This window comes from Burkholderia catarinensis, from assembly GCF_001883705.2.
In the GTDB taxonomy this organism is placed as follows: domain Bacteria; phylum Pseudomonadota; class Gammaproteobacteria; order Burkholderiales; family Burkholderiaceae; genus Burkholderia; species Burkholderia catarinensis.
Genome location: NZ_MDEQ02000011.1, coordinates 57,046 through 69,379, shown reverse-complemented (window position 1 = coordinate 69,379; position 12,334 = coordinate 57,046). Strand labels below are relative to the sequence as shown.

The following is a 12,334-nucleotide window of genomic DNA, read 5'->3' as shown; positions in this document are numbered from 1 at the left end:
CCCCGGCCGCCGCTTCCCGGAGCGCCACGCCTGCGGCGCTACGCACGGGGAACGCGCATCGAAGGCCGCGCACGACATCCCGTAGTACGACAGGAGGACCAACCTGTTCCGTTTCCCATCCCCGCAATGACCCGCCACGATCCGCACCCGGCATGCCGCCGGAGCGAGCAGGCGGAGCTATACGAAGCAAGCCAAGGAGAAAACGCATGTCGAACGAAACGAAGTGCCCGTTCAACCACACCACTGGTGGCGGCGCGACGAACAAGGACTGGTGGCCGAATCAGCTGAACCTGAACATCCTGCACCGGCATTCGGCGCTGTCCGATCCGATGGACAAGGATTTCGACTACGCCGAGGCGTTCAAGAAGCTGGATCTCGCAGCGGTGAAGCAGGACCTGCACGCGCTGATGACGACGTCGCAGGACTGGTGGCCGGCCGACTTCGGCCATTACGGCGGCTTGTTCATCCGCATGGCCTGGCATAGCGCCGGCACGTACCGCACGGCCGACGGCCGCGGCGGCGCGGGCGGCGGGCAGCAGCGCTTCGCGCCGCTCAACAGCTGGCCGGACAACGTGAGCCTCGACAAGGCGCGCCGGCTGCTGTGGCCGATCAAGCAGAAGTACGGCCGCAACATCTCGTGGGCCGACCTGCTGATCCTGACCGGCAACGTCGCGCTCGAATCGATGGGCTTCAAGACCTTCGGTTACGCGGGCGGCCGCGTCGATACGTGGGAGCCGGACGACGTCTACTGGGGCTCGGAAAAGATCTGGCTGGAACTGAGCGGCGGCCCGAACAGCCGCTACTCGGGCAAGCGCGATCTCGAAAGCCCGCTCGCCGCGGTGCAGATGGGCCTCATCTACGTGAACCCGGAAGGCCCGGACGGCAATCCCGACCCGGTCGCCGCCGCGCACGACATCCGCGAGACGTTCGCGCGGATGGCGATGAACGACGAAGAGACGGTCGCGCTGATCGCCGGCGGCCACACGTTCGGCAAGACGCACGGTGCCGGTCCGGCAACGAACGTCGGCCCCGAGCCGGAAGCCGCGGGCCTCGAGCAGCAGGGTCTCGGCTGGAAGAGCACGTTCGGCACCGGCAAGGGCGCGGACGCGATCACGAGCGGCCTCGAAGTCACGTGGACGTCGACGCCGACGAAGTGGAGCAACGACTTCTTCAAGCACCTGTTCAGCTACGAGTGGGAACTCACGAAGAGCCCGGCCGGCGCGCACCAGTGGGTCGCGAAGGACGCCGGCGAAGTGATTCCGGATGCGTACGACGCGTCGAAGAAGCATCGCCCGACGATGCTGACGACCGATCTGTCGCTGCGTTTCGATCCGGCCTACGAGAAGATCTCGCGCCGTTTCTACGAGAACCCGGCCGAGTTCGCCGACGCGTTCGCGCGTGCGTGGTTCAAGCTCACGCACCGCGACATGGGCCCGCGCGCCCGCTATCTCGGCCCGGAAGTGCCGGCGGAGCACCTGCTGTGGCAGGACCCGATCCCGGCAGTCGATCACCCGCTGATCGACGACGCCGACGTCGCGGCGCTGAAGGCGAAGGTGCTCGCATCGGGCCTGTCGGTGTCGCAGCTCGTGTCGACCGCATGGGCGTCGGCTGCGACGTTCCGCGGTTCGGACAAGCGCGGCGGCGCGAACGGTGCGCGCATCCGCCTTGCGCCGCAGAAGGACTGGGAAGTGAACCGTCCGGCTGAACTCGCGAAGGTGCTCGCGACGCTCGAAGGCGTGCAGAAGGCGTTCAATGACGCGCAGACGGGCGGCAAGAAGGTGTCGCTCGCCGACCTGATCGTGCTGGCCGGTGCGGCCGGCGTCGAGCAGGCCGCGAAGAACGCGGGCGTCGCGGTGACGGTGCCGTTCGCACCGGGCCGCGCGGATGCGTCGCAGGAAGAGACCGACGTCGAGGCGATCGCCGTGCTCGAGCCGCTGGCCGATGGTTTCCGCAACTTCCTGAAGGGCGTGTACAAGACGCCGGCCGAGGCGCTGCTGGTCGACAAGGCGCAACTGCTGACGCTGAATGCGCCCGAGATGACGGTGCTCGTCGGTGGCCTGCGCGTGCTCGGCACGAACGTCGGCGACGCGAAGCACGGTGTGTTCACCGACCGTCCGGAAGCGCTGACGAACGACTTCTTCGTGAACCTGCTCGACATGGGCACGGAGTGGAAGCCGGTGTCGGCCGCGAACGACGTGTTCGAAGGGCGCGATCGTGCGACGGGCAAGGTCAAGTGGACTGGCACGCGTGTCGACCTGATCTTCGGCTCACATGCGCAGCTGCGTGCGCTGGCCGAGGTCTACGGCAGCGCGGATGCGAAGGAGAAGTTCGCACGCGATTTCGTCGCGGCCTGGAACAAGGTGATGAACCTCGACCGCTTCGACCTCGCATGAACCTCGCCGCGGCGTAATGCAGCAGTGCGGTAATGCTGCGACGCAGTAACGTGAAACGGCCGGTCGAGCGACCGGCCGTTTCTTCTGGAACCGATGTCCTGTCGAAGGAGTGACGACCATGACGCAAATGATGCTGGACATGCGCGCCGCGTTCGCGGCGCCGGTGACGCGGGCGCCGGCCGCGGTGGCGCGGCGCTGCGTCGGCTTTGCAATCGCCGGCGGCGGCGCGGCCGTGCTGGTCGCGCAGGCGCTGCACGCGTTCGCGCCGGTGGCGGGCGGCTGAGCGCGCCGTTCTTCGCGCGCCACGCACCACGGGCGAGCCGCAAACCGATGCCGCGTCGACGCGGCATGCGGATTGCTCGACACACTTCGCCGGTTCAACCTTTTGAATGAGGAGTCCCGAAGATGGCCAGGAAAGGCAACGCCACACCGATCAACATCGGCATCAGCGACAAGGACCGCAGGAAAATCGCGGACGGCCTGTCGCGCCTGCTCGCCGATACGTTCTCGCTGTACCTGAAGACCCACAACTTCCACTGGAACGTCACGGGCCCGATGTTCAACACGCTGCACCTGATGTTCGAGGCGCAGTACAACGAACTGTGGCTCGCGGTCGATTCGGTCGCCGAGCGCATTCGCACGCTCGGCGTCGTCGCGCCCGGCACGTTCGCGGATTTCGCGAAACTGTCGTCGGTGCCGGAAGCGGACGGCGTGCCGGCCGCCGAGGAAATGATCCGCCAGCTCGTCGAAGGGCACGAGACAGTCGTGCGCACCGCGCGCGAAATCTTCCCGATCGCCGATGCGGCGAGCGACGAGCCGACTGCCGACCTGCTGACGCAGCGCCTGCAGACGCATGAAAAAACCGCATGGATGCTGCGGTCGCTGCTCGCGTAAGCGCGGCGCGGCCGGGGAGGGTGCGCCGGCGGGCCTGAGCAGGGGCGGTGTCGAATCTGTCCCTTGATTGGCGCAATTCGCGGCGCGGCCACGTGCGGCGGGCCCCGGCGGCCCGTCGGCATCCGGCGGCCGCCGGCCGGGGGCCGCACCGACATGACGCGAAGCACCGCTCGGCTCTAAAATGCAGGGATTATCTTCCCGGTGCTTCGCCATGCTTGCCCGCTTTCCCCTGTACCTGCGGCTCGTCCGGATGGACAAGCCGATCGGCAGCCTGCTGCTGCTGTGGCCGACGCTCAACGCGCTGTGGATCGCGTCGGACGGCCATCCGCGCTGGCCGCTGCTCGTGATCTTTTCGCTCGGCACGCTGCTGATGCGCTCGGCCGGCTGCGCGATGAACGACTATGCCGACCGGGATTTCGACCGCCATGTGAAGCGCACCGCCGACCGGCCGCTGACGTCAGGCAAGATCCGCGCATGGGAAGCCGTCGCGATCGCGGTCGGGCTCGCGTTCATCTCGTTCCTGCTGATCCTGCCGCTGAACACGCTGACGAAGCAGCTGTCCGTCGTCGCGCTGTTCGTCGCGGGTTCGTACCCGTTCATGAAGCGCTTCTTCGCGATTCCGCAGGCGTATCTCGGCATCGCGTTCGGCTTCGGCATCCCGATGGCGTTCGCGGCCGTGCAGGACACGGTGCCGACGCTCGCATGGGTGATGCTGGCCGCGAACATTTTCTGGTCGGTCGCGTATGACACCGAATACGCGATGGTCGATCGCGACGACGACATCAAGATCGGCATCCGCACGTCCGCGCTGACGTTCGGCCGCTTCGACGTCGCGGCCGTGATGGCGTGCTATGCGGCGACGCTCGGCATCTACGTGTGGATCGGCGTGACGCTCGGCTTCGGCCTCGCGTACTGGGCCGGCTGGGCGGCGGCGGTCGGCTGCGCGCTGTATCACTACACGCTGATCAAGGACCGCGAACGGATGCCGTGCTTCGCGGCGTTCCGGCACAACAACTGGCTCGGCGGCGTGCTGTTCGCCGGGATCGCCGCGCATTACCTGCTGGCCGGCAACTGAACGAAGCCGCGCGCCGGCGCGCGGTGCCAATGAAAAAGCGACCTGGCGGTCGCTTTTTTTTCGTCCGGTGCCTGGGAAGCCGGCACCGCGGGCGTGCTTACGCGCGACCCAGCTCGTCGCCCATTTCCTTCGCGCGCGCTTCGGCGGCGAGTGCGCCGCGCACGATCGCTGCCTTCACGCCCTGCGCGTCGAACGACGCGAGCGCGGCGGCCGTCGTGCCGCCCTTCGACGTCACGCGTTCGCGCAGCACGCTGGCCGGCTCGCCCGATTGCGCGGCGAGTTGCGCGGCGCCCGTGAACGTCGCGACCGCGAGCGCGCGGCCCTGTTCGTCGTTCATGCCGAGTTGGCGCGCGGCTTCCTGCAACGCTTCGATGAAGTAGAACACGTACGCGGGGCCGCTGCCGGAGATGGCCGTGACGGCGTCGAGTTTCGACTCGTCGTCGAACCACACGATCTCGCCGACCGCGCCGAGCACGTTCGACGCGAGTTCGCGGCCCGCCGCGTCGACGCCCGGCAGCGCGGCGAGGCCCGTCACGCCCATGCCGACGAGCGCGGGCGTGTTCGGCATCGTGCGCACGACGCGCGCGTAGTCGCCGAGCCAGCGCGCGAGGTCCGTGCCGCGGATGCCGGCCGCGATGCTGATCACGAGCTGCGACTTCAGGTGCGGCGCGAGCGCCTGCGCGACGTCCTTCAGCACTTGCGGCTTCACCGCGAGCACGACCGCGTCGTAATCGGCGAGCGTCGCGTCGATCGTCGCGCCGGTGCGCACGCCGAATTGCTGCGCGGCGCGCGCGCGGACGTCTTCGTTGACGTCGATGGCATACAGGCCGTCAGCGGCGACGCCGCGCTTGATCAGGCCGCCGATCAGGGCCGCGGCCATGTTGCCGCCGCCGATGAATGCGATTTTCATGATGTGTGATTGAGCGAGTGAGCGATTGAATGAACGGAAAGGCGGAAAGGGCGCGGCGTTCAGTGCGAGTAATCGCGCGCGCCGAAGATCGCGGTGCCGACGCGCACGATCGTCGCGCCTTCGAGCACGGCCGCGTCGAGATCGGCGGACATGCCCATCGACAACGTATCGAGCGGCAGGCCGCCGCCGCGCAATGCGTCGAACAGCGCGCGCAGCGCGCGATGCGGCACGCGTTGCGCTTCGGTGTCGCCGGCCGGTTCGGGAATCGCCATCAGGCCGCGCAGCCGCAGCGACGGCAGCGCGGCGACCGCGCGTGCGACTTCGGCCACGTCGGCCGGCGCAACGCCGCTCTTCGACGCCTCGCCGCTGATGTTCACCTGCACGCACACGTTGAGCGGCGGCAGGTGCGCGGGGCGTTGTTCCGACAGGCGCTGCGCGATCTTCAGCCGGTCGACCGAATGAACCCAGTCGAAGCGCTCGGCAACCGGGCGCGTCTTGTTCGATTGCAGCGGCCCGATGAAATGCCATTCGAGGCCCGCGCGCAGGTCGGCGAGCGCGTCGATCTTGTCGATCGATTCCTGCACGTAGTTTTCGCCGAATGCGCGCTGCCCGGCCGCATGCGCGGCGCGTACGTCGGCGGCGGGAAACGTCTTCGAGACGGCGAGCAGCGACACGGCGGCGGGATCGCGGCCGGCCGCGCGGGCGGCGTCGGCGATGCGGCGATGAACGGATTCGAGACGGGCGGCGAGATCGGACATGACGGGCACGAGGACAGGCACGGAAGCAGGCATGAAGCGAATGCGCCGCGGCACGCGGCGCATCGATCCGCCCATTATACGGACGCCGCGCGCGAGGCCTAGGGCCAGCGCAAGCCCGTTATTAGCGTGAACAGGCCCTAGCCGTACAGCAAATGCTCGACGAGCTGGATCCAGTGGGTGACCGGAATCTGCGTGCCGCTCTGCAGGTGCGCGATGCAGCCGATGTTGCCGGAGACGATCATCTGCGGCTCGAGCGCCTGCAGCTTCAGTAGTTTCTGCTTGCGCAACCGGTACGACAGCGACGGCTGCGTCAGCGAATACGTGCCGGCCGAGCCGCAGCACAGATGGCTGTCGGCCGGCAGCCGCACGTCGATGCCGAGCGTCTCGAGCAGGCGTTCGACCTTGCCGCGCGACTGCTGGCCGTGCTGCAGCGTGCACGGCGGGTGGTACGCGACCGTATGGATCGCGCGGCGCCGCGCGAGCGTCGCGAGTTCGGCCTCGAACGCGAGCAGCACGTCGGAGATATCGCGCGTCAGCGAGACGATGCGCTGCGCCTTCTCCGCGTAGGCCGGATCGTCGCGCAGCAGGTGCGCGTATTCGAGCACCGTCGCGCCGCAGCCCGACGCATTCATCACGATCGTCTCGACGCCCTGTTCCACATGGGGCCACCACGCGTCGATGTTGCGGCGCGCGTCGTCGAGCGCTTCGTCGTGATAGTTCAGGTGCAGGCGGATCGCGCCGCAGCAGCCCGCATCGGGCGCGACGACCGTCTCGATGCCGAGCGCGTCGAGCACGCGCGCGGTCGCGATGTTGATGTTCGGCAGCATCGACGGCTGCACGCAGCCGCCGAGCATCAGCATCTTGCGCGTATGCGTGCGGTGCGGCCATTCGAGCAGCCGCGTGCGCGGCGGCACCTTGTCGCGCAGCCGCTTCGGCAGCAGCGGCCGCACGTGCTGGCCGAGCCGCATCACCGGCGAGAACAGCGCGGCGTTCGGCACGAGGCTTGCCAGCAGGCGGCGCAAGAGACGCTGCTGCAACGGGCGCTGTACCTGCGCTTCGACGTGCTTGCGGCCGATCTCGACCAGCCGGCCGTACTGGACGCCCGACGGGCAGGTCGTCTCGCAACTGCGGCACGTGAGGCAGCGGTCTAGGTGCTGCTGCGTGCTGCGCGTGACGGTTGCGCCTTCCACCATCTGCTTGATCAGGTAGATGCGCCCGCGCGGGCCGTCGAGTTCATCGCCGAGCAACTGGTAGGTCGGGCAGGTCGCGGTGCAGAACCCGCAGTGCACGCACTTGCGCAGGATCGCGTCGGCCTCGTCGCCGTCGGGCGTGTTGCGAATGAAATCGGCCAGGTTCGTTTGCATCGTCAGAGATCGGGGTAGAGCCGGCCGCGATTGAAGATGCGCGCGGGATCGAACGCGGCCTTCAGCCCGCGGTGAATTTTCATCATCGGTGCGGGGAGCGGCGTGAAGACGCCCGCGCTGCGGTCGTAGGCGTCGCCCGCGCGGAACAGCGTCGCGTGGCCGCCGGCCTGCTTCGCGCTCATGCGCACGGTCTGCGCATCGGCGTCGGTGATCCACCAGCGCTGCGCGCCGCCCCATTCCATCAGCTGGGTGCCGGGCAGGTGCATCGGTTCGGTGATCGACGGCAGCGCGAGGCGCCACAGGGCATAGCCGGGCGGGATGCCGTTGAAGAACGGGTCGGTATGCTCGCGCAGGCCGGCCCAGAAGCGCTCGGCCTCGACCGCGTCGACGACCTCGCCGCCGAGCAGCACCTTCGCGGATTTCACGGCCGCTTCGGCGCCCGACAGGCGCAGCACGAGCGTGCCGTTGCGCCATGCGCTCGCGCTGACGGGCAGCGGATGGCCGCCCCATTCGTTGAGCTTGCGCACCGCGTCGGTCGCGGTCATCTCGAACTTCAGCGTGACTTCGGCGACGGGCATCGGCAGCACCTTGATCGACAGGTCGAGCATCAGCCCGAGCGTGCCGAGCGCACCGGCCATCAGCCGCGACACGTCGTAGCCCGCGACGTTTTTCACGACCTGCCCGCCGAAGCGCAGCATTTCGCCGCGGCCGTTCATCAGCGTGACGCCGAGCATGAAATCCCGCGGCGCGCCGCAGGTTGCGCGGCGCGGGCCCGCGAGGCCCGTCGCGATGCAGCCGCCGACGGTGGCCGCGCGGCCGAAGTGCGGCGGCTCGAACGGCAGCATCTGGCCGCACTCGGTGAGGACGGTTTCAAGCTGCGCGAGCGGCGTGCCCGCGCGGACTGTGACGACGAGTTCGGCCGGGTCGTACGACACGATGCCCTGAAACGCGCGCGTGTCGAGGATTTCACCCTCGAGCGCCTGGCCGTACCAGTCCTTGGTGCCGCCGCCGCGAATCCGCAGCGGCCGGCCGTCGGCGCTGGCTGCGCGGACACGCTCGGCCCATCCGGCGACGATGTCGTCCTCTTCCATGTTCTGTTGCTGCCTCGACTTGTTGTTCGGTCGATTGTACCGGGGTGGCGCGAATCCACATCGCGACTATCCCTAAGCCCCGCATTGCAGACCACATGCCCGTACCGCCGCTCAAACGGGCCCGCGCTCCGTGCGCGCCGCTCAGAAGCGCGGCAGGTCGGGGTGCGGCAGCAGCCCGCCGCGCACGTGCTGGCGACCGTACTCGGCGCAGCGCGCGCGGGTCGGGATGCCCTTGTCCGGGTTCAGCAGCCCCGCCGGATCGAACGCGCGCTTGACCGCGAAGAAGGCATCGCGCTCCTGCGGCGAGAACTGGACGCACATCGAATTGAGCTTTTCGATGCCGACGCCGTGCTCGCCCGTCACGCTGCCGCCGAATTCCACGCAGCATTCGAGGATTTCCGCGCCGAACTGCTCGGCGCGGTGCAGCTCGTCCGGATCGTTCGCGTTGTAGAGGATCAGCGGATGCATGTTGCCGTCGCCCGCATGGAACACGTTGATGCAACGCAGCCCGTAGCGGGTTTCGAGCTGCTCGATGCGGGCGAGCAGCGGGCCGATCGCACGGCGCGGCACGGTGCCGTCCATGCAGTAATAGTCGGCGGAAATGCGGCCGGCGGCCGGAAATGCGTTCTTGCGGCCCGACCAGAGGCGCAGCCGCTCGTGTTCGTTGCGCGACACCTGGATACGTGTCGCGCCGTGTTCGCGCAGCACGGCCGTCATCCGCACGATCTCTTCCGCGACTTCTTCCGGCGTGCCGTCCGATTCGCACAGCAGGATCGCCTTTGCGTCGAGGTCGTAGCCCGCGTGCGTGAACGCCTCGACGGCCTGCGTGGCCGGCTTGTCCATCATCTCGAGCCCGGCCGGGATGATCCCCGACGCGATGATCGCCGCGACGGCCTCGCCGCCCTTGACGACATCGTCGAAGCTCGCCATCACGAGTTGCGCGGTCTGCGGCTTCGGGATCAGCCGCACCGTGACCTCGGTGACGATCGCGAACATCCCTTCGCTGCCGATCATCACGGCGAGCAGGTCGAGGCCCGGCATGTCGAGCGCGAGCGAGCCGAACTCGACGATCTCGCCGTCGATCGTCACCGCGCGCACGCGCATCACGTTGTGCACGGTCAGCCCGTATTTCAGGCAGTGGACGCCGCCGGAATTTTCCGCGACGTTGCCGCCGATCGTGCAGGCGATCTGCGACGACGGATCGGGTGCGTAATACAGCCCGTACGGCGCGGCGGCTTCCGAAATCGAGAGGTTGCGTACGCCGGGCTGCACGGTCGCGGTGCGCGCGTACGGGTCGACTTCGACGATGCGCGTGAAGCGCGCAAGCGACAGCACGACGCCGAGCGAGATCGGCAGCGCGCCGCCCGACAGGCTCGTGCCCGCGCCGCGCGGCACGATCGGCACTTCCATGCGGCGGCAGATCTGCACGATCCGCTGCACCTGCGATTCCGTTTCGGGCAGCGCGACCGCGAGCGGCAGGCGGCGGTACGCGGACAAGCCGTCGCATTCGTACGGCGCCGTGTCTTCGTCGCGGTACAGCAGGCAGTGCGTCGGCAGCACGGCCATCAGCGCCTGCACGACTTCGCGCTGGCGCTGCGCGCGTGCCGCACTCGACAGTTCGACGGGAGCGTTCATGGGGTCTCCTGCGGGAGGCGCGGCGTCGCGCCGCCGTGTCAACACGTGAAAATCTTGCCCGGATTCATCAGGTTGCGCGGATCGAGCGCGAGCTTGATCGCGCGCATCGTATCGATCGCGTTGTCGCCGTGCTCCTTCGGCAGGAAGCGCATCTTGTGCAGCCCTACGCCGTGCTCGCCCGTGCAGGTGCCGCCGAGGCGCAGCGCGCGCTCGACGATCCGGTCGTTGATGTGCTCGGCTTCGGCGAGTTCCTCGGGCTTGTCGGGGTCGATCAGGATCGCGACGTGGAAATTGCCGTCGCCGACGTGGCCGACGATCGGGCAGGGCAGCGACGACGCGCGCAGGTCGACCTCGGTTTCCTCGACGCACGCGGCGAGCTGCGAGATCGGTACGCACACGTCGGTCGTGACCGCGCGGCAGCCGGGTTTCAGCTGCAGCATCGCGAAGTACGCGTTGTGGCGCGCGGCCCAGAGCCGGCTGCGGTCCTCGGGGCGGGTCGCCCATTCGAAGCCCTGGCCGTTGTTCTGGCCGGCGAGCGCCTGCACGAGTTCGGCCTGTTCCTTCACGCCGGCCTCGGTGCCGTGGAATTCGAAGAACAGCGTCGGCGCTTCGGTGAGCGTCAGGTTCGAGTGGCGGTTGATCGAGCGTACGGCGAGCGCATCGACGAATTCGACGCGCGCGATCGGCACGCCGATCTGGATTGTTTCGATCACGGCGCGCACGGCGTCGCCCATCGTCGGGAACGTGCAGATCGCGGCCGACACGGCTTCGGGCAGCGGATGCAGGCGCAGCGTGATCTCGGTGATCACGCCGAGGGTGCCTTCGGAGCCGACGAACAGGCGCGTGAGGTCGTAGCCGGCCGACGACTTGCGGGCGCGCGAGCCTGTTTTCACCACGCGGCCGTCGGCGAGCACGGCGGTCAGGCCGAGCACGTTCTCGCGCATCGTGCCGTAGCGCACGGCGTTGGTGCCCGACGCGCGGGTCGCGGTCATCCCGCCGATGCTGGCGTCGGCGCCCGGGTCGATCGGGAAGAACAGGCCGGTGTCGCGCAGCGCTTCGTTGAGTGCCTTGCGCGTGATGCCCGGCTCGACCGTCACGGTCAGGTCTTCGGCGTTGATCGACAGCACGCGGTTCATTTCCGACAGGTCGAGCGATACGCCGCCGCGCACCGCAAGCAGGTGGCCTTCGAGCGACGAGCCGGCGCCGTACGGGATCAGCGGTACGCTATAGAGCGAGCACAGCGACACGGCTTCGCGCACGTCGTCGGCGCTGTGCGCGAACACGACGGCGTCGGGCAGTTGCGGATCGAACGGTGATTCGTCGCGGCCGTGGTGGGCGCGGACCGCGTCGGCGGTCGATACGCGCTCGCCGAAGGCGGCGCGCAGCGCATCGAGCATGGCGGGGGGCAGCGGGCGGCGCGTGGCGGCCGGCGAGGCGGGGTGATTCACGAATGTCTCCTGACTGCTTGTCAAACTTTCGGTCCATTCTACGCCGTAACGCCCGCTGCGCCCGCCGCCGCGGGCTGCGATAATCGCGTTCCAACACAACCGGGCCGCGTCGCGGCCACGCACGAGAGGACACTCGCATGGGCCACCGCTTGAGCAAGATCGCCACCCGCACGGGCGACGACGGCACCACCGGCCTCGGCGACGGACGGCGCATCGGCAAGGACGACGCGCGAATCGCGGCGATCGGCGACGTCGACGAACTGAATTCGACCCTCGGCGTGCTGCTCGCCGAGACGTTGCCGGACGATGTCCGCACGGCGCTCGTCACGATCCAGCACGACCTGTTCGATCTCGGTGGCGAGCTGTGCATTCCCGGCCATACGGTGCTCGACGACACGCACCTCGCGCGTCTTGACCGGTGGCTCGCCGACTACAACGCGACGCTGCCGCCGCTGAAGGAGTTCATCCTGCCGGCCGGCTCGCGCGCCGCGTCGCTCGCGCACGTGTGCCGGACCGTGTGCCGCCGCGCGGAGCGCTCGATCGTCGCGCTCGGGCGCAACGAGACGCTCAATGATGCGCCGCGACGGTACGTGAACCGGCTGTCGGACCTGCTGTTCGTGCTGGCGCGCGTGCTGAACCGCACCGACGGCGGGGCGGACGTGCTGTGGGAGCGCGGCCGCGTCCGCTAGCTGGCGCGTCATGGCTATGCGCACTGCGACAATTTGTCCGGGAGGGCGTTCTCCGTTAAACATGTATTGTATGTGCA

11 protein-coding genes are annotated in these 12,334 nt (G+C 68.6%); 5 read left to right on the top strand and 6 right to left on the bottom strand.

Annotated elements, in window-relative coordinates:
• Positions 1-206: 206 nt before the first annotated feature.
• The 4 genes from katG (at position 207) to ubiA (ending at position 4,362) form a co-directional block, all read left to right on the top strand.
• Positions 207-2,393, top strand: a complete 2,187-nt coding sequence (gene katG, locus BFF94_RS19040) for a catalase/peroxidase HPI (protein ID WP_128845689.1) — start codon at positions 207-209, stop codon at positions 2,391-2,393.
• A gap of 118 nt (positions 2,394-2,511) precedes the next feature.
• The gene (locus tag BFF94_RS19035; RefSeq protein ID WP_219139665.1) at positions 2,512-2,676 is read left to right on the top strand and encodes a hypothetical protein; all 165 of its coding nucleotides are present in this window, start codon (positions 2,512-2,514) and stop codon (positions 2,674-2,676) included.
• A 122-nt stretch (positions 2,677-2,798) separates the two neighbouring features.
• Positions 2,799-3,287, top strand: coding sequence for a non-specific DNA-binding protein DpsA (dpsA, locus tag BFF94_RS19030; protein WP_128841275.1), 489 nt, complete (start codon positions 2,799-2,801; stop codon positions 3,285-3,287).
• Between the two features lie 211 nt (positions 3,288-3,498).
• On the top strand, positions 3,499-4,362 hold the full coding sequence (gene ubiA / locus BFF94_RS19025; protein ID WP_128841276.1) for a 4-hydroxybenzoate octaprenyltransferase: 864 nt from the start codon (positions 3,499-3,501) through the stop codon (positions 4,360-4,362).
• A gap of 97 nt (positions 4,363-4,459) precedes the next feature.
• Here ubiA and proC read toward each other — a convergent pair whose 3' ends face one another.
• The 6 genes from proC to BFF94_RS18995 form a co-directional block, all read right to left on the bottom strand.
• Positions 4,460-5,272 (bottom strand): pyrroline-5-carboxylate reductase, encoded by an 813-nt coding sequence (gene proC, locus BFF94_RS19020; RefSeq protein WP_219139664.1) that lies wholly within the window; start codon positions 5,270-5,272, stop codon positions 4,460-4,462.
• A 59-nt stretch (positions 5,273-5,331) separates the two neighbouring features.
• Positions 5,332-6,030 (bottom strand): YggS family pyridoxal phosphate-dependent enzyme, encoded by a 699-nt coding sequence (locus tag BFF94_RS19015; protein WP_219139711.1) that lies wholly within the window; start codon positions 6,028-6,030, stop codon positions 5,332-5,334.
• 137 nt (positions 6,031-6,167) lie between these two features.
• On the bottom strand, positions 6,168-7,394 hold the full coding sequence (gene glcF, locus BFF94_RS19010) for a glycolate oxidase subunit GlcF (protein WP_128841278.1): 1,227 nt from the start codon (positions 7,392-7,394) through the stop codon (positions 6,168-6,170).
• A 2-nt stretch (positions 7,395-7,396) separates the two neighbouring features.
• Positions 7,397-8,485, bottom strand: coding sequence for a glycolate oxidase subunit GlcE (glcE, locus tag BFF94_RS19005; protein ID WP_128841279.1), 1,089 nt, complete (start codon positions 8,483-8,485; stop codon positions 7,397-7,399).
• A gap of 141 nt (positions 8,486-8,626) precedes the next feature.
• Positions 8,627-10,120, bottom strand: a complete 1,494-nt coding sequence (locus BFF94_RS19000) for an FAD-linked oxidase C-terminal domain-containing protein (RefSeq protein ID WP_219139663.1) — start codon at positions 10,118-10,120, stop codon at positions 8,627-8,629.
• 38 nt (positions 10,121-10,158) lie between these two features.
• Entirely contained in the window at positions 10,159-11,568 is a 1,410-nt protein-coding gene (locus BFF94_RS18995) for an FAD-binding oxidoreductase (RefSeq protein WP_219139662.1), read from the bottom strand.
• Between the two features lie 137 nt (positions 11,569-11,705).
• On the opposite strand from BFF94_RS18995, the gene BFF94_RS18990 reads away from it, so the two are divergent.
• Entirely contained in the window at positions 11,706-12,257 is a 552-nt protein-coding gene (locus BFF94_RS18990) for a cob(I)yrinic acid a,c-diamide adenosyltransferase (RefSeq protein WP_128842315.1), read from the top strand.
• Positions 12,258-12,334 lie beyond the last annotated feature (77 nt).

What these genes read in the sequence shown, in the direction of transcription:
- katG (WP_128845689.1), top strand. Translation starts at nt 207, where the DNA reads ATGTCGAACGAAACGAAGTGCCCGTTCAACCACACCACTGGTGGCGGC.
- BFF94_RS19035 (WP_219139665.1), top strand. Translation starts at nt 2,512, where the DNA reads ATGACGCAAATGATGCTGGACATGCGCGCCGCGTTCGCGGCGCCGGTG.
- dpsA (WP_128841275.1), top strand. Translation starts at nt 2,799, where the DNA reads ATGGCCAGGAAAGGCAACGCCACACCGATCAACATCGGCATCAGCGAC.
- ubiA (WP_128841276.1), top strand. Translation starts at nt 3,499, where the DNA reads ATGCTTGCCCGCTTTCCCCTGTACCTGCGGCTCGTCCGGATGGACAAG.
- proC (WP_219139664.1), bottom strand. Translation starts at nt 5,272, where the DNA reads ATGAAAATCGCATTCATCGGCGGCGGCAACATGGCCGCGGCCCTGATC.
- BFF94_RS19015 (WP_219139711.1), bottom strand. Translation starts at nt 6,030, where the DNA reads ATGTCCGATCTCGCCGCCCGTCTCGAATCCGTTCATCGCCGCATCGCC.
- glcF (WP_128841278.1), bottom strand. Translation starts at nt 7,394, where the DNA reads ATGCAAACGAACCTGGCCGATTTCATTCGCAACACGCCCGACGGCGAC.
- glcE (WP_128841279.1), bottom strand. Translation starts at nt 8,485, where the DNA reads ATGGAAGAGGACGACATCGTCGCCGGATGGGCCGAGCGTGTCCGCGCA.
- BFF94_RS19000 (WP_219139663.1), bottom strand. Translation starts at nt 10,120, where the DNA reads ATGAACGCTCCCGTCGAACTGTCGAGTGCGGCACGCGCGCAGCGCCAG.
- BFF94_RS18990 (WP_128842315.1), top strand. Translation starts at nt 11,706, where the DNA reads ATGGGCCACCGCTTGAGCAAGATCGCCACCCGCACGGGCGACGACGGC.